Source organism: Micromonospora trifolii (genome assembly GCF_050516465.1).
Lineage (GTDB): Bacteria > Actinomycetota > Actinomycetes > Mycobacteriales > Micromonosporaceae > Micromonospora > Micromonospora trifolii.
Window position 1 is genome coordinate 2,243,962 of record NZ_CP191526.1, and the last position, 20,375, is coordinate 2,264,336.

Below are 20,375 nucleotides of genomic sequence, written 5' to 3' on the forward strand. Positions count from 1 at the left end.
TCAATCCCGCTTCAGGACGCCGCGGCGGGCGGCGATCCGCAGCGCCCGACCGAACGCCCAGCTTGACGCCGGCAGCAACAATGCGGTGGTCGCGAGCAGCGCGCTGGCCGTCCCGGCCCACTCTCCGCCGGCCAGCGCGGAACGCAGCCCGTCCAGGGCGATCCGGCTGGGCAGCACCATGGTCAGCTCGGGCACCGGGCTGGGCAGCTCGGAGACCGGGAAGTACGTGCCGGAGACGAAGGCGAGCCCGACGACGAAGAGTCGAGCGGCACCGTCGCCGTGCCCGACAGCGACGGTGAACGCTGCCAGGGCGATGCCGACGCCCATCATGGCCGCGGTGCCGGCGACCAGCACCACCAGCACGCCCCACCAGTCGGCATCCTCGGTACGCAGGCCGAGCACGGTGCCGAGGATCGCCAGGTAGACGCCGGAGCGCAGCAGGACGAAGAGGAACGGGTAGCTGGCGGTCCCGATGGCCAGCGCCGAGACCGGGACGGGTTGGGCGGCCAGTAACTCCAGCGTCCCACTGCGCTGTTCCCGGATCACCCGACTGGTCAACTGCGTGCTGGCCGCCTGTAGGACGAGCAGGAAGGTGATGCCGACCGCCACGAAGTCGAAGTAGCTGGGCGAGCGGGCAAGGTCGGTGCCGGCGGACGGGGTCAACACCCGCGAGATGAACAGGAAGACGACCAGGTTCACCACCCCGAACGCCAGGTCCAGCAGGAGCGGAAGCCGGAACTGCTGCGGGTCGCCGAGGTCACGGCGGACCAGGGCGAGGACCATGCCGAGCGCGGTGGCCCGGCCCGCTCTGCCGGCCCGGCGGTCGGTGGCGCGGCTGGCGGTCGAGGCCGAGGCGGTCGGCGTCATGGCGCCACCGCGAGTGTCACGGCGGAATGGCACCGGCGCCGGTCGTCGGCGTGGTGTGACGCGATCACGCAGGTCAGCTCGGGTCGTCGGTCCAGGGCCTCCCACAGCAGCAGCCGTGCCCTGTCGTCCAGCGACCGGCCAGGCTCGTCGAGCAGCAGCAGGGCGGGCCCGGCCATGAGGGATCGCGCGATGCTCACCCGTGCCCGCATCCCCGCCGAGCAGCGTTCCATCGGCAGGGTGGCATAGCCGGTCAGGTCGAGCTCCTGCTCCATCGTGGCGACAGCCGGGGCGACGGCTCGGTGCGGCAGCCGGAGCCGGGCGATGAGAGCCAGGTTCTCCCGTGCCGACAGCTTCTCGTACAGGCCCTGCTCCGGGGCGAGGCAGACGCCGGTCAGGCGGCGGGCGGGCAGCGAGCCGACCGGGTGGCCGCCGACGGTGGCCTGCCCGGCGCTGAGAGTCAGCGTGCCGGACAGGCACCGCAGCAGAGTGGTCTTGCCTGATCCGTTGCTGCCGCCCAGAAAGAGGCGGGCACCCACCGGGACGTCGAGGTCGAGGTCGGCGAAAATCACCCGACGGCCGAACCGACGCTGGGCCCGACGGATCGCCAGCATCGGCGGTGGTCCCACTGGTGAGGCCGGTCAGAGCGAGCCGTCGCCCCCGCCGCCCAGGCCGTCGTCAGGGCCCACCGTGCCGCCCTTGGTCAGTTCGGCGAGCGTGCCCAGGCGTTGGATTGTCGGCGGCCGATAGTCCGGGACGGTCGTCTCTGCTGTGTCCAGCTCGCGATGCGAAATCATCGGTTCTCCCCTGCTCATATCGGTGTCTTGGCCAGCATAAGCGGTCATCTACCCCGGCTTGGCTATAACACGACGTGTAGGTCCAAACTCGCAGAAGTCCGAAATTCATTCGACCGGTGTGCGGCTCGGCGGCGTATGGCCGGCTCCTGGAGCACGCGGCGCTCAGCTCACCAGCAGCAGCGCGCCGACCGCGGCGAGCGTGGCGGTGACCGCGAGCAGGGTGCTGGTCAGCACGAATCGGGTCAGTGGCACCGTCACCCCGGCCGCCCGGCAGCGCTCGAACCACAGCAGGGTGGCCAGTGACGCCCAGGGGGCGGCCAGTGGGCCGACGTTGGTGCCGATCAGCAGGGCCAGCAGGCGGGTGTGGTCACCGGTCGGCAGCACCGACTCGCCGGCCAGGTAGGCGGGCAGGTTGTTCACCGCGTTGGCGAGCAGCGCGCCGGTGCCACCGGCGCGCAGGGCGCCCAGCGCGCCACCGTCGGCGCCGACCAGGGTGCCGACCAGGTCGTCCAGCCCGTGCCGGCCGAGGGTCTGCACCACCAGGAACAGGCCGGTGACGAAGAACAGCAGGCGCACCGGGACCAGCCCTGGGCGCAGCGTGGCGGGGGAACGGACCAGGAACCCGACCAGTACCAGCGCGAGCCCGACGGTGGAGGCGATCTCGATCTCCACGCCGGCGAGGATGCCGGCGACGAAGATCAGGCAACCGGCGAGCGCCGTACGGTGCAGCACCGGGTCGGCCGGCACGTGCCGGGTCGGCGGGACGAAACGCCCACCGAGCGGCCGCTCCCGCCGCCACCACCCGAACCAGAGCAGGGCCATGGTGACCGCCACGGCGGCGAGCTGCGGCAACGCCATCCGGGCCGCGTACGCCAGGGGTGCCAGCCCGACCCGGTCGGTGGCGAGCAGGTTGGTCAGGTTGGACACCGGCAGCAGCAGGCTCGCGGTGTTCGCCAGCCAGACCGTGGTGACGGCGAGCGGAGCGGCGGGGATCCGCAGGTTCCGGGCCAGCGCGAGCAGCACCGGGGTGAGCAGCACGGCGGTGGTGTCGAGGTTGAGCACGAGGGTGGTCAGCGTGGCGAGACCACCGCAGAGCAGGAACAGCACCGCCCAACTGCCCCGGGAGCCGATGGCCAGTCGGCTGGCCAGCACGTCGAAGACGCCGGCCACGGCGGTCAGCTCGGCGAGCACGATCACGGTGCCGAGGAACAGGAGCAGCGGCAGGATCCGGTGCAGGGTGGCGGTGGTCTCCGTGCGGGGGAGCAGCCCGCTCAGCGCGCAGGCCGCCCCGACCACGGCAAGGATTGCCGCCACCAGGTCCAGCGGGTGGGGCCGCCAGCGCGTGGTCGGTTCGGGCGGGGCGGCAACTGTCACGTCTGTTCACGTTGGCACAGGGCCTGGCCAGCCGTTTCGCAACCCCTGCCCTGGTGACGGACCCCACGGTTTCGCCCGGCTCGACCCCTGCCGCCGATACGGGCCGGGCCCGGCCCCCGAAGATCGGGGACCGGGCCCGGTGTGGTGCGCGGTGCCTACCAGCCCAGGTAGCTGGGCTGGGTCTGCACGTTGAGCTCCTGGTAACGGGTCAGCTTGGCCGACCAGGTACGCCAGTCGTTCAGCTCCAGGACGTCCAGACCCTTCACCATGTCGTTGGAGTAGATGTGGCCGTTGTAGTAGTACGCGGACCAGGTGCCGCCGCCGACGAACGTGTCGGCCGAGAGCGGGCCGCGCTCCCAGAAGGCGATCTCCTTCGGGTTGGCCGAGTCGGTGAAGTCGAACACCGAGATGCCACCCTGGTACCACGCCTGGACCATGATGTCCTTGCCGAGCACCGGGATCAGCGAGCCGTTGTGCGCCACGCAGTTCTCGGTGTCGGCGTTCGCCCGGGGGATCTTGTAGTAACTGCGGAAGGTCATCGTCCGGGCGTCGCCGCGGCCGGCGATGTCGTAGATGGCGTCCGCGCCGCGGTTCGGGCCGACGGTCTCGTTGCAGGTCGCCGCCCCGCCACCACCCAGCTCGTCGGTGAAGATCACCTTGGTGCCGGAGTTGTTGAAGGTGGCTGAGTGCCAGAACGCGAAGTTGACCTCGTCCCGGACCCGGTTGATGACCCGGGGCGCCTCGCGGTTCTTGATGTCGAGCAGGATGCCGTCACCCATGCAGGCGCCGGCGGCCAGGTCCTTCGACGGGTAGGCGGTGATGTCGTGGCAACCGGTGGTCGCCGAGCCGGTCTGGCTGCCGGGGAAGCCGCCGTCCGGGAAGAGGTTCGGCGTCGCGACCACGGCCGCGTCGGTCGGCTTCTTCACCGGCACCTTGATGATGGAGATGGAGTCGTGCGGCGGCTGGCAGTCCGGGAATTCGGCCCGCGGGCTGTACGACGAGACGTACAGGTAGATGGCCTTGCGGTCCTTGCCCGGCACCAGGGTGTGGGTGTGTGAGCCGCAGGCCGTCTCGACGGACTTGATGTAGCGCGGGTTGGCCTTGTCCTTGATGTCGAAGACCTTGATGCCCTCCCACGAGCCCTTCACGTCCGCTCCCTGCGTGGTGCTGTTGCAGGAGTCGTCGCTGCGGGACGAGTCGGTGGAGAGGAAGAGCAGGTCACCGTGGACGGAGATGTCGTTCTGCGACCCCGGGCAGAGCACCCGGGCCTTGACCGTCGGGGCGCTGGGCCGCGAGATGTCGTAGATGACGAAGCCGTTGTAGTTGCCGGCGAACGCGTACTTGCCCTGGAAGGCGATGTCGCTGTTGGTCGCGTCCAGTGGGGCGACCTTGGGCACGTTGGCGATCTGGCGCAGGTTGGGGCTGCTCACGATCTCGTCGACGCCGGGGATCGTGTTGGTGAGCGCGGGGGCCGGGGCCGCCTGCGGCACCGTCTGGGCGTTGCTCGCCGGGGCGACGAGGGCGCTGGCGACGAGGAGGCCGGTCGTGGCGAGCGCCACGACACGCAGTTGTCGTAACCGTGGCTTGTGGAATCTGATCATCGGCGGGGGCCCTTCGCAAGGGGGAGACGATGGTTGACACGTTACCGTCCGACGAAGAACGTCGATGTGAGCTGGATCACATGAAAGCGGGTTCTTCAATAGATAACATCGCGGTGACCTCGACTGCAGGGAGTGGCCCATGACCAACCGGCGCGCACGCATCCTGACGGTCGTCACACTGGCTCTCGTGTTGCCGCTGGTGGTGTTCATGGTGATCCGCCTCGACGGCGACACCGGTACGAGCGCACCACAGCCGGTCTCCGCGCCCGCCACCTCCGCCGCGTCGCCGACGGCCAGCCCCGTCCCCACCGACCTGACCGTCATCGCGCCCGGCCGTCCGGGCGAGACGGCGGCCACCCGCCCGGCGCACGAGGTCCGCGACGCCGGTCCCGCCCCGCACAACTCGCTGGACGTCTGGTTCGTCCGGATGATGATCCCGCACCACGCGCAGGCTTTGGCGATGGCGGAGCTCGCCCCCGACCGGGCCGCCGACCCCGACGTCCGGGCCATCGCCGAGCGCATCCGGGCCAGCCAGGGACCGGAGATGGGCATGATGCGCGGCTGGCTGCAGACCCGTGGCCTCCCCGCGGAGGTGCAGGGGCACGACCACGGCACCATGCGCGGCATGCAGTCGCCAGAGGCGATGCGGCAACTCGCCGCGACCCGTGGCGCGGACTTCGACCGGCTCTTCGTCCGCATGATGACCGAGCACCACCAGGGCGCCATCGAGATGGCCACCAACCTGCTCACGGTCGGCTCCGACCTGACGCTCAACGAGTTCGCCAACTCCGTCGCCACCGAGCAGACCGTCGAGATCGACCGCATGCGCCAGGTCCTCGGCGGCTGACCCCGGGCGCGGGGCGCGAGGGCCGAGCGTCCCGACACGTACGCTGGGTGACCGTGAGACGCACAGTGTTCGGTCGCCCGCTGCGCGGCGTCGCCTTCGACGTGGCCGTCGCCGCGCTGGTGGTCCTCGTCTCCCTGGCCGCGGCGGCGAACCAGCCGGGCGGTTGGGCGGCCACGGCGGTTGGCCTGGGGATGGCGGTGGCGTTGCTGTTCCGCCGCACCCACCCGAGCGCGGTGACGGTGGCCGTCGCGGCGCTCGCCCTGATCCAGGTGATCGCCCGCTGGGGTCCGCTCATCTACGACGTGGCCGTCCTGATCGCGCTCTACAGCGTGGTGAAGTACGGCCGTCGGCTGCGCGACGGCGTACTGGCCGGCGCGGTCGCGGCCGTCGGCGTGCTGCTGGCCGCCGCGCAGACCCCCAACGTCATCCAGTGGTGGGCTACCGCGCTGTGGTACGCGCTGGTCACCGGCGCGGTGTGGTTGGTCGCGCTGAACGTGCGGACCCGCCGGCTCTACGTGCTCAGCCTGGAGGAGCGGGCCACCACCCTGGAACGCGAGCGGGAGGCCGAGTCCCGGGCGGCGGTCGCCGAGGAGCGCACCCGGATCGCTCGTGAGCTGCACGACGTTGTCGCCCACAGCATGGCCGTGATGATCGTCCAGGCGGACGGGGCCCGGTTCATGCTCGACCGTGACCCCGCCCAGGCGCGCACCGCCGTGAAAGTGGTCGCGGACACCGGCCGGCAGGCGCTGGAGGAGATGCGCCGCCTGGTCGGCGTTCTGCGCGACGCCGGCCCGGCCGGCTCGGACGGGGCCGACGGCCTGGCGGTGGCGGCCGACCCCGAACACCGACGCCTCGCGCTGGCCGAGCTGCCCGACCTGCTGGCCCGGTTCGACGACGCCGGTCTGCACGTCCGCAGCACCGTCACCGGTGAACCACCGGCCCTGCCGCCCGGCCTGGAGCTGACCGTCTACCGGGTGGTGCAGGAGGCGTTGACCAACGCGCTCAAGCACGCCGGCGTCGGAGCCGGCGTCGAGGTCGTCCTGTCGTACACCGCCGAGGCCGTCGTGGTCCGGGTGGTCGACGACGGTCGCGGCCGCCCGCTGGTCAGCCCGGCGCCGTCCGGCGGTCACGGCCTGCTCGGCATGCGGGAGCGGGTGACGGTGTACGACGGCAGCCTCACCGCCGGTCCCCGGCTGACCGGGGGCTGGCAGGTCGAGGTTCGGCTGCCGCTACCGTCAGAGCCGGCAACGGAGGTGATCGCGGCATGACGGTCCGGGTAGTGATCGTGGACGACCAGGCGCTGGTCCGCGCCGGGTTCCGGATGGTGCTGGAATCCCAGCCCGACCTGGAGGTCGTCGGGGAGGCGATCGACGGCGCGGACGCCCTGCGGGTGCTCGCCCGCACCGAGGCCGACGTGGTCGTGATGGACATCCGGATGCCCACCATGGACGGGGTGGAGGCGACCCGTCGACTGTGCGCCGAGCGGCCCGAGGGTGGACCCCGGGTGCTGGTGCTGACCACCTTCGACACCGAGGCGGACGCGTTCGCGGCGCTCCAGGCCGGGGCGAGTGGCTTCCTGCTCAAGAACGTCCCGCCGGAGGAGCTGCTGGCCGCGATCCGGGTGGTGGCCCAGGGCGACTCGGTGGTGGCTCCGTCGATCACCCGGCGCCTGCTGGACCGGTTCGCCGGTCAGCTCGGCGCCGCCCCGAGCGCCGACCCTCGAATCGCGCAGCTCACCGAACGGGAACGTGAGGTGCTGCTGCTGGTCGCCCAGGGGCTGTCCAACGCGGAGATCGCCGCCCAGGTGCACGTGGCCGAGGCGACGGTGAAGACCCACGTCGGGCGGATCCTGGCGAAGCTCCAGCTGCGCGACCGGGTCCAGGCGGTGGTCCTGGCGTACGAGAGCGGGCTGGTCACGCCCGGCGGATGACGCCGCGTACGACCTGGGTAGTAGCGGTCGGCGTGCGCACCGCGACCCGGGGCGCACACAGGTCGAGCGCGCAGGTGGAGATCGACAGACCGGTGCCGGCCATAGCGTCGGAGGGGTCCGTTCCGCCACCTGCACCGGGAGCCCCGCATGATCCGCCTGACCCTGCGTTCGCTGCGCGCCGAGGCGCTGCGCATGCTGCTCTCGGCGCTCGCCGTCGTGCTCGGCGTCGCGTTCGTCGCCGGCACGATGATCTTCGTCGACGGGATGCGTTCCGGGGCGTACGAGCGGGCCGGCACCTTCGACCGCCACACCGACCTGGGGGTCTACTCAGCCGGCCGCGAGGTGTTGCCCCCGGCACTGATCGACCGGGTGCGGGCGGTCGACGGGGTGGCCGCCGCCTCCGGTGAGCTGACCAACACCGCCGGGATCGTCGGCGCCGACGGTCGGCCGGTGCTCGGCTTCACCATGCTCGTCGCCATCCCCACCGAGGACGCGCTGCGCTCGTACGACGTGGTGGCCGGCCGGTTGCCCGACCGAGCCGGGGAGGTGGTGCTCGACGCGCCGACGGCGGCCGAGCAGGGCTTCGGGCTCGGCGCTGCGGTCCGGATCGGCGCCACCGGAGGAGCGGCCCGCCCGTACACCCTGGTCGGCACCGTCGACGTCGCCGGCACCGCCCGCGACGTCGGCGGTCCGTTCGTCGGCCTGATCGGGCCGGACGCGTTGACCCTCACCGGCGAGCGGGGCTACGGCCGGATCATGGTGGCGGCCCGACCTGGCGTCGACGTCGCGGCGCTGACCGAGCAGGTACGCGCCGTGTCCGGCGCCGAAGCCACAGTGAAGAGTCGCCAGCAGATCCTCGACGAGGCCGTGGAGGACGCGGTCCGCAACGTGGACCAGTTCCGCATGCTGTTGTTGATCTTCGTGGGGGTCGCGATCGTGGTGGCCGGCTTCGTGATCGCCAACACCTTCGCGATCGTGCTGGCCCAGCGCACCCGACGGACGGCGCTGCTGCGCCTGATCGGCGCCACCCGGGGACAGGTCTTCCGGTCCACCCTGCTGGAGTCGGCGGTGCTGGGGCTGGTCGCCTCCGCGCTCGGGGTGCTGCTCGGGGTGGCCCTCGCCGCCGGGTTGCGGCTGCTGCTGTCCCGACTGGACGTGCCGGTCACCGGTGGGCTGACCGTGACCGGTTCGACAGTGCTGACCGGCCTGCTGCTGGGCACCGGGCTCACCGTGTGCGCCGCCCTGCTGCCGGCCTGGCGGGGGACGCGGATCGCCCCGGTGGCCGCGCTCACCGACGCCGCGGTGCAGCCCAGCCGGGGTGCTGGTCGGGTACGGCTGAGCGTCGGCGCGGTGGTCCTCGCGGTCGGTGTGGCCGCGCTGGCCGGTGCCGCCAGCGCCGGTCAGCTGCTACTGGTGGCGGTCGGTGGGGTGCTCACCTTCTTCGGGATCGTGCTGTTCGGGCCGGTGCTCGTCCCGGCGCTGGCCCGGGTGTTCGGCTGGCCGGTACGTCGCGTGCTCGGCACCATCGGTGAGCTGGCGGTCAGCAACACGGTGCGCAACCCACGGCGGGTCGCCGCGACGGCCACCGCGCTGGTAATCGGCATCGGACTGGTTTCGGCGTTCATGGTCGGCGCACGCAGCACCAAGGACGGCATCGAACGCAGCGTGGACGCCCAGATCGGAACGGACTTCGTGGTCAGCGGAATCGGTCAGGATCTGCCGGCCGCGCTCGTCGGTGAGCTCGCCTCCCGCCCCGAGCTGGGTGTGGTGCACGAGCAGCGCAGCACTGTCGTCGACGACGTCGAGATCCGCGCGGCCCACCCGGCGCTGGTCGGCCGGACGCTGAGCGGGGTGCTGGCCGGCGACGCCGAGCGGGTCGGGCCGGGACAGGTGCTGGTACACCGCGAGTTGGCACTGGCCCGCGGCTGGCAGGTCGGCTCCCCGGTGACCGTCGGGGGGAGGTCGTTCCGGGTGGCCGCAGTGGTCACCGACGACACCCCCGGCGGCGACGTGCCCGCGGGGCACGTCATCGACCTGTCCGACCAGGACTTCGCCGCGCTCTTCCCCGCCCAGCGCGGCTACCTGGCCGAGATCGACCCCGCCGCCGGGGTGAGCCCCGAGCGCGCCCGCGACGCGATCACCACGGTGCTGGGCCGCTACCCGACGGTGAACCTGATGGACCAGGGCGCGTACAAGAAGATGCTCACCGGCACTGTGGACATGCTGCTCGCCTTCGTCACCGCGCTGCTCGGCCTGGCCGTGGTGATCGCCCTGGTCGGCGTGGCGAACACCCTGAGCCTGTCGGTGGTCGAACGGACCAGGGAGAACGCCGTGCTGCGGGCGGTCGGGCTCACCCGAGGACGGATGCGGGCGGTGCTCGCCGTCGAGGCGGTGCTGATGGCGCTGGTCGGCGCGGTGCTCGGGGTCGGGCTCGGCACCGGAGTCAGCGCGTCCACGATGGCCCTGCTGGACCGCCTCGGCGGCGACTTCCACGTGGTGCTGCCGCTCGGCCAGCTCGGGTTGATCCTCGGCGTCGCGGTGCTCGCCGCCCTGCTCGCCTCGGTGCTGCCGGCCCGCCGGGCGCTGTCCCGCCCGGTCGTCGAGGCGCTCGCCGACCAGTGAGCCGGTCGCGGTCCGGACCAGCCGGGCCCGACCCCGGCGACGGACGGACATCCGCCGGCCGGTCCCGCCATCTTCCCCGGCGGCGGGACCGGCCAGCGGTGCCGGGTCTACAGGCGCTCGACCATCGGGCCGACGCACCGGTTGCGGGTGTCGAAGATGTAGCGGGCGTGCTTGACCACGAGGTCGTAGTCGAAGGTGTCGTGGTCGGTGACCACCACCACCGCGTCGGCCGCGCGCACCTCCCGCTCGGTGAGCCCGACCACGGTGACCCCGGCGGGGATCTGGTGCGCCTCGGCGTACGGCTCGACGGCGTGCACCTCGGCGCCGAGGGCCTGCAACCGGCGGGCCACGTCCACGGCGGGGGAGTCGCGCATGTCGCCGGTGTTCTTCTTGTACGCCAGACCCAGCAGCAGCAGTCGGGCGCCGCTGACGGCCCGGCCGTCCCGGTTCAGCCCTCCCATGATCCGCTGCGTGACGTGTTCGGGCATCTCGTGGTTGACGTCGTTGGCCAGCTCGATGAAGCGGAACTGCCGACCGAGACGGCGCTTGACCTGCCAGGACAGGTAGCACGGGTCGATCGGCAGGCAGTGCCCGCCGACGCCGGGGCCGGGCCGGAACGGCAGGAAGCCGAACGGTTTGGTCGAGGCGGCGTCGATCGCCTGCCAGACGTCGATGTCGAGGTGGTGCGAGAGCATGGTCAGCTCGTTGATCAGCGCGATGTTGACCTGGCGGAAGGTGTTCTCGATCAGCTTGGTCAGCTCGGCGACGCGGGTGGAGTCCACCGGCACGGTGCGTTCCACCAGGCGCTGGTAGAACTCGTCCACCCGGGCCAGCGACGCCGGGTCCACACCGGAGACCACCTTCGGGGTGTTCTCCAGTCGCCAGGTCGGGTTGCCCGGGTCGATCCGCTCCGGGCTGTAGCCGAGGTGGAAGTCGCCGGGGCTGGTCAGCCCGCTGGCCGACTCCAACAACGGGCGCAGCAGCTCCTCGGTGGTGCCCGGGTACGTGGTCGATTCCAGGATCACCGTGCAGCCCGGGCGAACGTACGGGCCGATACCGATGCCGGCCTGCTCGACGAAGCTCAGGTCCGGGGTCCCGTCGCGCAGCGGGGTCGGCACCGTGATGACGCAGATGTCGAACCCGTCAGCGTCGGTGTACTCCGTGCTGGGGTGGTAGCGGCCGCTGCCCAACGCTCGGCCCAGCCGGTCGGCTGAGATGTCCTCCACGAACGACTCGCCGGAGGCGAGACGCTTCACCCGGTCGGCGTCGACGTCGAGACCGACCACGTCGAGCCCCGCCTCGACGGCCCGCATGGCCAGCGGCAGTCCGACGTACCCCTGACCGATCACGACCAGCTTTTCAGCGCTCACCCAGGCTCCCGCAGCAGATGGTGTAAATGGCCTGCTGAGAGCCTAGAGGCGTCTTCGGCGACGTAAGTCCGTTTTGGGGATATCGGTGCTGGTGGGACTGTCGCGGTCGACTCAACCGCCCGCCGGTACCTCCGGATCGACCGGCACGGTGGAGGTGGGGGGTGGATCAGACGGCGGGGCGCCGGTCGTCGGCGGCGCGCCCGTCGTGGGCGCCGCGCTGGTCGGCGGCGCCGTGGTGACGCCCACCGTTGGCGTCGGCGGGGCGACCGTCTGGCTGGGTTGCAGGCTCGGCGTGGCGGAGACCGAGGCCGACGGGGAGTTGCCGGGGGCGTTCGGCCGGTCCGGTCGGCCCGGCTCGACGCTGGTGATCTGCTCGTTCGCCGCGGGCGGGTTGACGGGGCCGCTCGGCGCCACCGTCGGCGAGGTGGTCGGCAGATTGACCGCCGGATCCTCGCTGGCGTTGCGCGTCGCGGCCAGCGCCGCGCCGAGCCCGACCAGCGCGACCAGCATGGCCGCCGCCGCGCCGACCAGCGGACCCCGCCGTCGCTGGCGCCCGTCCGCCACCGCAGCGCCGGCTGGCACGTCCGTGCGGGTGCCCGGCCCGGCGTCGCGCAGCGCGACCGGCCCGGCCATCGCCGTCGGCGGCTCGCCGCCGGTGACCGCCGTCCGAGCGGCCTCGGCCATCGCTGCTCCGCTGCTGAACCGCTCCAGCGGATCCTTGGCCAGGGCCCGCGACACCAGGGCGCGGACCGCCTCCGGAATGTCGTGCGGCAGCTCCGGTGGCTCGTCGTCCAGGTGCCGCACGGCGACCTGGAGCGGATTGTCGCCGGTGAACGGCGGACTGCCGGTGAGGCAGCAGTAGGTGACCGCGCCCAGGGCGTAGATGTCGGTGGCACCGCTGACCGGCCGACCGGCCGCCTGCTCGGGAGCCATGTAGAGCGCGGTGCCCGGCACCGCGTTGGTGCTGGTGATGCTGGTGATGTCGGTGGAGCGGGCCACGCCGAAGTCCACCAGGACGACAGTGCCGTCCTCCTGCACCAGCAGGTTGCTGGGCTTCACGTCGCGGTGCACGATGCCCCCGCGATGCGCCGCGTTGAGCGCTGCGGCAGCCTGGGCCACGATCGACATCGTCTCGGCCACGTCGAGCCGCCCGGCCGCCTCGATCCGCTTGGACAACGGCTCGCCGGCGACGAACTCCATGACGAGGTAGTCCGCCCGCCCGCCGTCGGGGAGGTCGTCCGCGCCGCAGTCGAAGACCTGCACGATGCCGGGGTGTCGCAGCGCTGCCATGATCCGGGCCTCGGCGCGGAACCGGGCGATGAAATCGGGATCGGAGACCAGTGCCGGTAGCAGGACCTTGACCGCGACCTGCCGGCCGAGGATCAGGTCGGAGGCACGCCAAACGTCGCCCATGCCGCCCGTGGCGACACGTTCGTCCAAGCGGTAGCGACCGCTGAGCACGACCTCCGATGACAACACCGCATTACCGTACCTAGAGTGGCGAGGGGCGGCGCGCCGTGGCCGGGCCGCCGGGCGGCCCGTAAAGACTGGCTGATCCGGCCTGACCTGTGTGGACGCTCGACATCCGTGACGCTGCGGATCTGTGGTGTCACAAAAAGCGACTATTTCCGTCGTCCGGGTCGTCGATGGTGGTAAGAAACCGCCTCCAGACGTGGTTGGCGTCGGCTGCGCACTGGCCGTTACGACGACGCGCCGCCGGGCCGGGTTGATAATTGTCACTCTTCCGTGACACACGCCGACTTGTCGCGTCGTGAGCCCCCTCTTAGCGTTAGCCCGGCTCGGGCCCTCCCGGCTACCTCGGCGGGCAGCGCGCCGATCGACCACCCTGGCGTTGGCCCCGGACACGCCGCCCCGACAATCGTCGCGGGCACAATCAGAGCGGTGGAGGGCGGTGCGGTGCGGGTGCTGAACGGGCGTACGACTCGTGCCGCATGGCGTGCGCCAGCCCGGCTGGCCGGGCCGACACGCCCCGAACGCTGCGTGGGCCGCGCATGACCGCCGACCTGTCGAAGGTGGTGAGCGCCGCGCAGGCCGGAGACGAGGAGGCGTTCCGCTCCCTCTACCGCAGCCTCCAGCCCGGGCTGCTGCGGTACCTGACCGCGCTCGTCGGGGCCGACGCCGAGGACGTCGCCTCCGAGACCTGGCTCCAGATCTCCCGTGACCTGCCCGGCTTCACCGGGGGCGAGTTCCGGGCCTGGGCGGTCACCATCGCCCGTAACCGCGCAATGGACCACCTGCGTCGGATGCGCCGCCGCCCCTCGCTCCCGGTCCCGGTGCAGGCGCTCGTCGAACTCGCCAGCGACGCGGACACCGCCGAGCGAGCCAGCGAGACGATCGGTACCGAGGCCGCGCTCGCGCTGATCGCCACCCTCCCGCCCCGGGAGGCCGAAGCAGTCCTGCTGCGGGCCGTGATGGGGCTGGACGCGGGATCCGCCGGCCGGGTGCTGGGCCGCCGGGCCGGCGCCGTGCGGACCGCCGCTCACCGCGGCCTACGCCGGCTCGCGGTCCTGCTGGAGCGGCAGAGCCCGGCCGAGTCGTCGGTCGGGGTCGAGGGGGTGCCGCCGCCGCGTACGGGGAGCGGCCCCGCCCTGCGGGCATCGCACGTCGAACCGGCGGACGGCTGACGTGAGAGGACTCCCGATGAACCCGTTCCGGCGGGCCGACCACGCCGACACCGAGCGGCTGCTCGACTCTGCCCACGCCCGGGTGGACGCCACGCTGGATCAGGGCCACTCCGCCACGCCCACGAAAGCGGACGCGACCTCACCCGAGGTGCACCTGAGCGCCCCGAACGTGTCCCCGGCCGAGCCGGTGGCCGCGCTGCTCGCCGCAGCGGCCGGCCCCGTCCGCCCCGGTGAGCTGGCCGGGGAGGAGGCCGCGGTGGCCGCGTTCCGGGCCGCCCGGGCCAACCCGGCGCCGGCCGTGCCGCAGCGGCCACGCCGACGCCGGATGACCACCGGCGCGGTGGCCTGGATCGGCGCGGTGGCAGCTACCGCCACCGCGGGGGCCGCCTTCGCCGCGGTCACCCGGGACCGAGCGCCGGACCCGGTCGCACCGGCACCGTCGCGCCCGTCAGCTTCGCCCCACCAGAGCGCCCAGCGGTCGGCCGAGCCCGGTCGGTCGGTGGCCCCCGGCGCCCCGTCGCCGGGCGTGCCGTCGCCCGTCACCGCCACGCCGTCGGCCAGTTCCGCCCCCGCCGGCCAGTTGCACGGGCTGTGCCGTGCGTGGCTCGCCAAGAAACCCGACCAGCGGGAGAAGGCACTGCGCACGCCGGCCTTCCAGAGGCTGGTGACCGCCGCTGGCGGCCCCGCCGAGGTCGAGGCGTACTGCCAGCGGCTGGTGCCCGAGACCAAGCCGTCCGAGTCGGCGAAGGGCAAGCCGTCCGAGTCGGCGAAGGGCAAGCCTTCCGAGTCGGCGAAGGCACCACCGTCACCGCCGGGACGGGGCCACCCCGGCGGCGGCTGACCGGTCGGCGGTTGGAGCGGTTTGGTTCCGCCCTGCTCCGGAAATTCGTCTGTTAGACAGAGGTTGGTGGCGCCGTGCACGCCCCCGACGGTGTCGGTGGGTGGGTTTACGGTGGCACAGTGTGCCGGACCCGGCGCACCGGAGAGGGGGCCCGACCCTTGGTAACGTCATCCGACCTGGACCGCAGCGCCATCCTGCGCGAGTCCGCAGCCGCAGTTCGACACCTCGCCCGGATCTGCTTCAAGACCGGCCCACCCACCCACACCGGCGTCGAACTGGAATGGACCGTGCACGACGCCGCCGATCCCGCCCGCCCCGTCGACGCGACGCGGCTGCGGGTGGCGCTGGGGCGGCACAGCCCCGCCACGCTGGATGCCACCAGCCCAGCCGAGCCGCTGCGACACGGCGGCATGGTCACCCTCGAGCCGGGTGGCCAGTTGGAGATCTCCACCCCGCCCCGCCCCTCGGTCGCCGCGTTGATCCGCGCCACCGAAGCCGACATCGCCCAGGTCAACGACCTGCTGGCCGCCGCCGGGCTGATTCTCGGCCGCAGCGGCATCGACCCCCACCGACGGCCCCGCCCGGTGGTGGAAACCCCCCGCTACCGCGCGATGCGCGGAGCCTTCGACCGCCACGGCCCGGCCGGCCGCACGATGATGTACAGCACCGCCGGCCTGCAGATCTGCCTCGACGCCGGTGAGTCGGACCAGATCGCTGACCGCTGGGCCGCGGCCCACGCGGTCGGGCCCCCACTGCTCGCGGCGTTCGCCTCCGCCGCTCGACACGCCGGGCGGCGCACCGGTTGGGCCTCCGCCCGGATGGCTGCCTGGCTGGCCATCGACCCGGCTCGGACCCGCCCGGTCTGGTCGCCCGCCCGGGCCGGAGACGATCCGACCGACGCCTGGGTCAGCTACGTGCTCGCCGCGCCGCTGCTCTGTCTGCGCCGGCACAGCGCCGACTGGGCCGCGCCGCCCGGGGTGACCTTCGCCGACTGGCTCGACGGCGCGCTGCCACAACCGCCCACCACCGATGACCTCGACTACCACGTCAGCACCCTCTTTCCGCCGGTGCGGCCGCGCGGCTACCTGGAGTTGCGCTACCTGGACGCCCAACCCGATCGCGACTGGCGGCTGCCACTGGCCGTGCTGTCCGCCCTGTTCGGCGACCCGGGCACCGTGCGCGAGGCGTACACGATCGCCACGCCGGTGGCGCACCGCTGGTCGGCCGCCGCCCGGCGCGGCCTGGCCGACCCGCCCCTGGCCGCCGCCGCGGCGGCCCTGCTCGACCTGGCCCTGACCACCCTGCCCCGACTGGAGCTGCCGGCCAGCACCCACGACGAGATCCAGCGAGGGGTACGCCAGCGGCTGGCCGCCGCAGAGAGGAGAGACCAGTGAGCGCGAGGAGTGAGCCGGGGTTGCGAGCCTCGCAGGCGCGAACGGAAGGCGGCTCGGTGAGCGCGAGGAGTGAGCCGGGGTTGCGAGCCTCGCAGGCGCGAACGGAAGGCGGCTCGGTGAGCGCGAGGAGTGAGCCGGGGTTGCGAGCCTCGCAGGCGGGTCGTGTCGACGGGGAGCAGTTGCGCGACCGCATCGCGGTGGAGTTGGCGCGGGCCCGGGCCCGCACCGCGTTGCTGACCGAAGTGGTCGACGACGCCGACCTGACGCGCCAGCACTCACCGCTGATGTCGCCGCTGGTCTGGGACCTTGCCCATGTCGGTAACCAGGAGGAGCTCTGGTTGGTCCGGGACGTCGGGGGCCGGGAGCCGGTCCGGTGTGACATCGACGAGTTGTACGACGCGTTCAAGCAACCGCGCCGGGACCGCCCGGCGCTGCCCCTGTTGCCGCCCGCGGAGGCGCGTGCCTACCTGGCCACCGTTCGGGACAAGGTGCACGACCTGCTCGACGCGGTGGCCTTCACCGATCGGCCGCTGGTCGCCAACGGGTTCGCCTTCGGCATGATCGTGCAGCACGAGCAGCAGCACGACGAGACCATGCTCGCCACCCATCAGCTGCGCTCGGGGCCGGCGGTGCTGCACGCCCCGGCGCCGCCCGAGCCGTCGGTCCGGGTCGGCGCGGAGGTGCTGGTGCCGGCCGGCGAGTTCACCATGGGCACCGACACCGATCCGTGGGCGTTGGACAACGAACGTCCGGCGCACCGGGTCGACCTCCCGGCGTACGTCATCGACGCCTACCCGGTGACCAACGGCCAGTACGCGGCCTTCATCGCCGACGGCGGGTACACCGATGAGCGCTGGTGGAGCCCGGCGGGCTGGGAGCATCGGGTTCGGGAGCAGCTCAGCGCGCCGATGCACTGGCGTCCGGACGGCGACGGTTGGTCGTACCGGCGCTTCGGTCAGCGGGCGCGGGTGCGTGCCGACGAGCCGGTGGTGCACGTGTGCTGGTACGAGGCGCAGGCGTACGCGGCGTGGGCCGGCAAGCGGCTGCCGACCGAGGCGGAGTGGGAAAAGGCGGCCCGGTGGGATCCGACGACCGGGCGGTCGCGTCGTTACCCGTGGGGGGACGACGACCCGACCGAGGCGCACGCCAACCTCGATCAGCGCCATCTGCGGCCGGCGCCGGTGGGCGCGTACCCGGCCGGTGCCTCGCCGTTGGGTGTGCACCAGCTCATCGGCGACGTCTGGGAGTGGACCTCGACCACGTTCGGCGGGCATCCGGGGTTCGCCGCGTTCCCCTATCGCGAATACTCGGAGGTCTTCTTCGGCGGCGACTACCGGGTGCTGCGCGGTGGCTCGTTCGGCACCGACCGCTCTGCCTGTCGGGGCACCTTCCGTAACTGGGACTATCCGATCCGCCGGCAGATCTTCAGCGGTTTCCGCTGCGCTCGGGACGCGCGACCGGACGAGTCGTACCCGTGAGTCGCCGCACGACCGGCGGCCCGACGGCGGGCCGGGGGCGCTGATGTGTCGCCACCTGGCCTACCTGGGGCCGCCGGTCACCCTGGCCGAGCTGTTGTTCGACCCTCCGCACTCGTTGGTGCGGCAGTCCTGGGCGCCCCGTGACATGCGCGGCGGCGGCACGATCAACGCCGACGGGTTCGGTGTCGGTTGGTACCCGGGCGAGGGTGAGCCGGTGCGTTACCGGCGGGCGCAGCCGATCTGGAGCGACCCGACCATCGCTCAACTGGCGGCGGTGACCCGCAGCGCGGCGGTGGTGGCGGCGGTGCGTTCGGCCACGGTCGGGATGGCGGTGCTCGACGGCGCGGCGGCGCCCTTCGCCGAGGGGCGGTGGCTGTTCAGCCACAACGGTCTGGTCCGCGGCTGGCCGGACGCCGTGGTGCCGCTCGCCGCCGGTCTGCCGGTGCGTGACCTGCTCACCCTGGACGCCACCACCGACTCGGCGCTGCTCTGGGCGCTGGTGCGGCATCGGTTGCGCGCTGGCGCCGACCCGGTCGAAGCGGTCGGGCGGACGGTGACCGATGTCGCCGCCGCCGCCCCCGGGTCGCGGCTCAACCTGCTGCTTTCCGACGGGCACCGGGTGGTGGCCAGCGTGGCGGGGCACGCGTTGTCGGTCCGCGAGACGCCGGGTTCGGTGCTGCTCGCCTCCGAGCCACACGACGACGATCCCGGGTGGCGGTCGGTGCCGGAGGGGCACCTCGTCGTCGCCACCGCGGGTGAGGTGCGGGTACGTCCACTGCCGATCCCGGTGAGCCGCGCCGGGCAGGCACGCAACGGTTGATCGATCAGAGGAGCGAACCGATGACCGCGGAACCCCTGGAGGTCTACCTCGAAGAGGGTGACCTGGAGCGTGGCCTGCGCGACGACGTCCGGGCGGGGCTGAGCGCCGGGCGGAAGTGGCTGCCGCCGAAGTGGTTCTACGACGCCCGGGGCAGCGAGCTCTTCGAGGAGATCACCCGACTGCCCGAGTACTACCCGACCCGGGCCGAGCGGGCCGTGCTGGCCGCGCACGCTCCCGACATCGCGGCGCTGACCGGGGCCAAGACGCTCATCGAGTTGGGCTCCGGGTCGTCGGAGAAGACCCGGCTGCTGTTGGACGCCTTCACCCGCCGGGGTGGGCTGGGCACGTTCGCCCCGCTCGACGTGTCGGTCAGCGCGCTGCGCGGCTCCACCGCCCAGATCGCGGCCGACTATCCCCGCCTGCGGGTGCGGGGCATCGTGGGGGACTTCACCCGGCAACTGGACCGGCTGCCCACCGGCGGCCGGCGGTTGGTGGTGTTCCTCGGCGGCACCATCGGCAACCTGTTGCCTGCCGAGCGGGCCGAGTTCCTGACGGCGATGCGCGCCGCGCTGGAGGTCGGCGACTGGTTGTTGCTCGGTACGGACCTGGTGAAGGACCCGTCGGTGATCGTGCCGGCCTACGACGACGCCGCCGGGGTCACCGCCGAGTTCAACCGCAACGTGCTGCACGTGATCAATCGGGAGTTGGGCGCCGATTTCGACCCGGCGGCGTTCGAGCATGTCGCCGTCTGGGATCCCGACCACGAGTGGATCGAGATGCGGTTGCGGGCGACCCGGCCGATGAGCGTGCGGGTGCTGGGGCTGACGGTCGATTTCGCGGCGGGGGAGGAGCTGCGTACCGAGGTCTCGGCGAAGTTCCACCGGGCGGGGATCGCCGCGGAGTTGGCCTCGGCCGGCTTCGCCGCGGCGGAGTTCTGGACCGACCCGGACGGGCTCTTCGGCGTGACGCTGGCGAAGGCCCGGTGAGCCTGTTCACCCGGCGCGGCCGGGCCGGGTGGTGATCCGATAGGCTGATCACGCGAAGGGGAGTAGCCCCCAATGTCGTGGTCGACATACTGGTGCGTTCCGCATCCGGCCACGCGGCCCCGGTTCTCTCGGGGCGGGCGAGACCTTCGACTCAGGCTGTTGCAGCCGGGTCGAGGGCGCCCCTGTACCTCCTCCCGGCGTGAACGGGAAGGACGTCATGGAGGGATTTTTCGCCGCGCTGGTCGTCAGCTTCGGCGTCATCTTCGTCGCCGAGCTGGGGGACAAGTCCCAGCTGATGGCGCTGACCTTCGCCACGCGGTTCAAACCGGTCCCGGTGCTGATTGGCATCACGGTCGCCACCGCGGTGGTGCACCTGGCGTCGGTCGCCATCGGCGCAGGTCTCGGGGCGGTGCTGCCGACCGAGTGGATCTCCCTGGTGGCCGGTGTGGCGTTCCTCGGGTTCGGTGCGTGGACGCTCCGCGGGGACAAGCTCACCGAGGAGGAGAAGCGCAAGGCGGAGAAGACCAACAAGACCGCGCTGGTGGCGGTGTCGGTGGCGTTCTTCCTCGCCGAGTTGGGCGACAAGACGATGCTCGCCACGATCACGCTCGCCACCAAGTACGGCTGGTTCGGCACCTGGCTCGGCTCCACCCTGGGCATGGTGGCCGCGGACGCGTTGGCCATCATGGTCGGCCGGATTCTCGGTCGTCGGCTGCCGGAGAAGGCCATCAAGTACGGCGCCGCGATCCTCTTCGCCATCTCCGGTCTCTGGCTGATCCTGGAGGCGGTGAACGAGCTGACCTGAG

Annotated in this window: 18 protein-coding genes; 11 read left to right on the plus strand and 7 right to left on the minus strand. The window is 72.4% G+C overall.

Features of this window, described 5'->3' with window-relative positions; all coding sequences use genetic code 11:
* The 5 genes from ACQRWP_RS10380 to ACQRWP_RS10400 all read right to left on the minus strand — a co-directional run bounded on the left by ACQRWP_RS10380 (position 1) and on the right by ACQRWP_RS10400 (position 4,636).
* Positions 1-867 (minus strand): ABC transporter permease, encoded by an 867-nt coding sequence (locus tag ACQRWP_RS10380; RefSeq protein ID WP_430502036.1) that lies wholly within the window; start codon positions 865-867, stop codon positions 1-3.
* The gene (locus tag ACQRWP_RS10385) at positions 864-1,478 is read right to left on the minus strand and encodes an ABC transporter ATP-binding protein (RefSeq protein ID WP_430502037.1); all 615 of its coding nucleotides are present in this window, start codon (positions 1,476-1,478) and stop codon (positions 864-866) included. Before ACQRWP_RS10385 ends, ACQRWP_RS10380 begins: the two co-directional genes overlap by 4 nt.
* A 27-nt stretch (positions 1,479-1,505) precedes the next feature.
* Positions 1,506-1,661 carry a lasso RiPP family leader peptide-containing protein gene (locus ACQRWP_RS10390; protein WP_396721051.1) on the minus strand — a complete coding sequence of 52 codons (156 nt, stop codon included), beginning with the start codon at positions 1,659-1,661 and terminating at the stop codon, positions 1,506-1,508.
* A 162-nt stretch (positions 1,662-1,823) separates the two neighbouring features.
* Positions 1,824-3,035 (minus strand): SLC13 family permease, encoded by a 1,212-nt coding sequence (locus ACQRWP_RS10395; protein WP_430502038.1) that lies wholly within the window; start codon positions 3,033-3,035, stop codon positions 1,824-1,826.
* Between the two features lie 155 nt (positions 3,036-3,190).
* Complete coding sequence (locus tag ACQRWP_RS10400) at positions 3,191-4,636, minus strand: LVIVD repeat-containing protein (protein ID WP_430502039.1); 1,446 nt, start codon at positions 4,634-4,636, stop codon at positions 3,191-3,193.
* Positions 4,637-4,775: 139 nt separating this feature from the next.
* Between ACQRWP_RS10400 and ACQRWP_RS10405 the strand changes: the two genes are divergently transcribed.
* The 4 genes from ACQRWP_RS10405 (at position 4,776) to ACQRWP_RS10420 (ending at position 10,035) form a co-directional block, all read left to right on the plus strand.
* The gene (locus tag ACQRWP_RS10405) at positions 4,776-5,483 is read left to right on the plus strand and encodes a DUF305 domain-containing protein (protein WP_430502040.1); all 708 of its coding nucleotides are present in this window, start codon (positions 4,776-4,778) and stop codon (positions 5,481-5,483) included.
* Between the two features lie 47 nt (positions 5,484-5,530).
* Complete coding sequence (locus ACQRWP_RS10410; protein WP_430502041.1) at positions 5,531-6,751, plus strand: sensor histidine kinase; 1,221 nt, start codon at positions 5,531-5,533, stop codon at positions 6,749-6,751.
* Positions 6,748-7,413, plus strand: coding sequence for a response regulator (locus ACQRWP_RS10415; RefSeq protein WP_430502042.1), 666 nt, complete (start codon positions 6,748-6,750; stop codon positions 7,411-7,413). Before ACQRWP_RS10410 ends, ACQRWP_RS10415 begins: the two co-directional genes overlap by 4 nt.
* 147 nt (positions 7,414-7,560) lie before the next feature.
* Complete coding sequence (locus tag ACQRWP_RS10420) at positions 7,561-10,035, plus strand: ABC transporter permease (protein ID WP_430502043.1); 2,475 nt, start codon at positions 7,561-7,563, stop codon at positions 10,033-10,035.
* A 107-nt stretch (positions 10,036-10,142) separates the two neighbouring features.
* Here the strand turns inward: ACQRWP_RS10420 and ACQRWP_RS10425 are convergent, their stop codons facing one another.
* Positions 10,143-11,405 carry a nucleotide sugar dehydrogenase gene (locus ACQRWP_RS10425; protein WP_430502044.1) on the minus strand — a complete coding sequence of 421 codons (1,263 nt, stop codon included), beginning with the start codon at positions 11,403-11,405 and terminating at the stop codon, positions 10,143-10,145.
* Positions 11,406-11,516: 111 nt separating this feature from the next.
* Complete coding sequence (locus ACQRWP_RS10430) at positions 11,517-12,884, minus strand: protein kinase domain-containing protein (protein WP_430502045.1); 1,368 nt, start codon at positions 12,882-12,884, stop codon at positions 11,517-11,519.
* Positions 12,885-13,417: 533 nt separating this feature from the next.
* Between ACQRWP_RS10430 and ACQRWP_RS10435 the strand changes: the two genes are divergently transcribed.
* The 7 genes from ACQRWP_RS10435 (at position 13,418) to ACQRWP_RS10465 (ending at position 20,374) form a co-directional block, all read left to right on the plus strand.
* A complete protein-coding gene (locus tag ACQRWP_RS10435) occupies positions 13,418-14,050 on the plus strand; it encodes an RNA polymerase sigma factor (protein WP_430502046.1) in 633 nt (210 codons plus the stop codon).
* Between the two features lie 16 nt (positions 14,051-14,066).
* Complete coding sequence (locus ACQRWP_RS10440) at positions 14,067-14,891, plus strand: hypothetical protein (protein WP_430502047.1); 825 nt, start codon at positions 14,067-14,069, stop codon at positions 14,889-14,891.
* A 158-nt stretch (positions 14,892-15,049) separates the two neighbouring features.
* Positions 15,050-16,285 carry an ergothioneine biosynthesis glutamate--cysteine ligase EgtA gene (egtA, locus tag ACQRWP_RS10445; protein ID WP_430502048.1) on the plus strand — a complete coding sequence of 412 codons (1,236 nt, stop codon included), beginning with the start codon at positions 15,050-15,052 and terminating at the stop codon, positions 16,283-16,285.
* A gap of 140 nt (positions 16,286-16,425) precedes the next feature.
* Complete coding sequence (gene egtB, locus ACQRWP_RS10450; protein ID WP_430503174.1) at positions 16,426-17,763, plus strand: ergothioneine biosynthesis protein EgtB; 1,338 nt, start codon at positions 16,426-16,428, stop codon at positions 17,761-17,763.
* A 43-nt stretch (positions 17,764-17,806) separates the two neighbouring features.
* Positions 17,807-18,583: an ergothioneine biosynthesis protein EgtC gene (egtC, locus tag ACQRWP_RS10455; RefSeq protein WP_430502049.1), complete on the plus strand. Its 777-nt coding sequence runs from the start codon at positions 17,807-17,809 to the stop codon at positions 18,581-18,583.
* A gap of 20 nt (positions 18,584-18,603) precedes the next feature.
* The gene (egtD, locus tag ACQRWP_RS10460) at positions 18,604-19,569 is read left to right on the plus strand and encodes an L-histidine N(alpha)-methyltransferase (protein WP_430502050.1); all 966 of its coding nucleotides are present in this window, start codon (positions 18,604-18,606) and stop codon (positions 19,567-19,569) included.
* Between the two features lie 217 nt (positions 19,570-19,786).
* Positions 19,787-20,374: a TMEM165/GDT1 family protein gene (locus tag ACQRWP_RS10465; RefSeq protein WP_430502051.1), complete on the plus strand. Its 588-nt coding sequence runs from the start codon at positions 19,787-19,789 to the stop codon at positions 20,372-20,374.
* Position 20,375: the final 1 nt, after the last annotated feature.

What these genes read in the sequence shown, in the direction of transcription:
- ACQRWP_RS10380 (WP_430502036.1), bottom strand. Translation starts at nt 867, where the DNA reads ATGACGCCGACCGCCTCGGCCTCGACCGCCAGCCGCGCCACCGACCGC.
- ACQRWP_RS10385 (WP_430502037.1), bottom strand. Translation starts at nt 1,478, where the DNA reads ATGCTGGCGATCCGTCGGGCCCAGCGTCGGTTCGGCCGTCGGGTGATT.
- ACQRWP_RS10390 (WP_396721051.1), bottom strand. Translation starts at nt 1,661, where the DNA reads ATGATTTCGCATCGCGAGCTGGACACAGCAGAGACGACCGTCCCGGAC.
- ACQRWP_RS10400 (WP_430502039.1), bottom strand. Translation starts at nt 4,636, where the DNA reads ATGATCAGATTCCACAAGCCACGGTTACGACAACTGCGTGTCGTGGCG.
- ACQRWP_RS10405 (WP_430502040.1), top strand. Translation starts at nt 4,776, where the DNA reads ATGACCAACCGGCGCGCACGCATCCTGACGGTCGTCACACTGGCTCTC.
- ACQRWP_RS10415 (WP_430502042.1), top strand. Translation starts at nt 6,748, where the DNA reads ATGACGGTCCGGGTAGTGATCGTGGACGACCAGGCGCTGGTCCGCGCC.
- ACQRWP_RS10420 (WP_430502043.1), top strand. Translation starts at nt 7,561, where the DNA reads ATGATCCGCCTGACCCTGCGTTCGCTGCGCGCCGAGGCGCTGCGCATG.
- ACQRWP_RS10435 (WP_430502046.1), top strand. Translation starts at nt 13,418, where the DNA reads ATGACCGCCGACCTGTCGAAGGTGGTGAGCGCCGCGCAGGCCGGAGAC.
- ACQRWP_RS10440 (WP_430502047.1), top strand. Translation starts at nt 14,067, where the DNA reads ATGAACCCGTTCCGGCGGGCCGACCACGCCGACACCGAGCGGCTGCTC.
- egtC (WP_430502049.1), top strand. Translation starts at nt 17,807, where the DNA reads ATGTGTCGCCACCTGGCCTACCTGGGGCCGCCGGTCACCCTGGCCGAG.
- egtD (WP_430502050.1), top strand. Translation starts at nt 18,604, where the DNA reads ATGACCGCGGAACCCCTGGAGGTCTACCTCGAAGAGGGTGACCTGGAG.
- ACQRWP_RS10465 (WP_430502051.1), top strand. Translation starts at nt 19,787, where the DNA reads ATGGAGGGATTTTTCGCCGCGCTGGTCGTCAGCTTCGGCGTCATCTTC.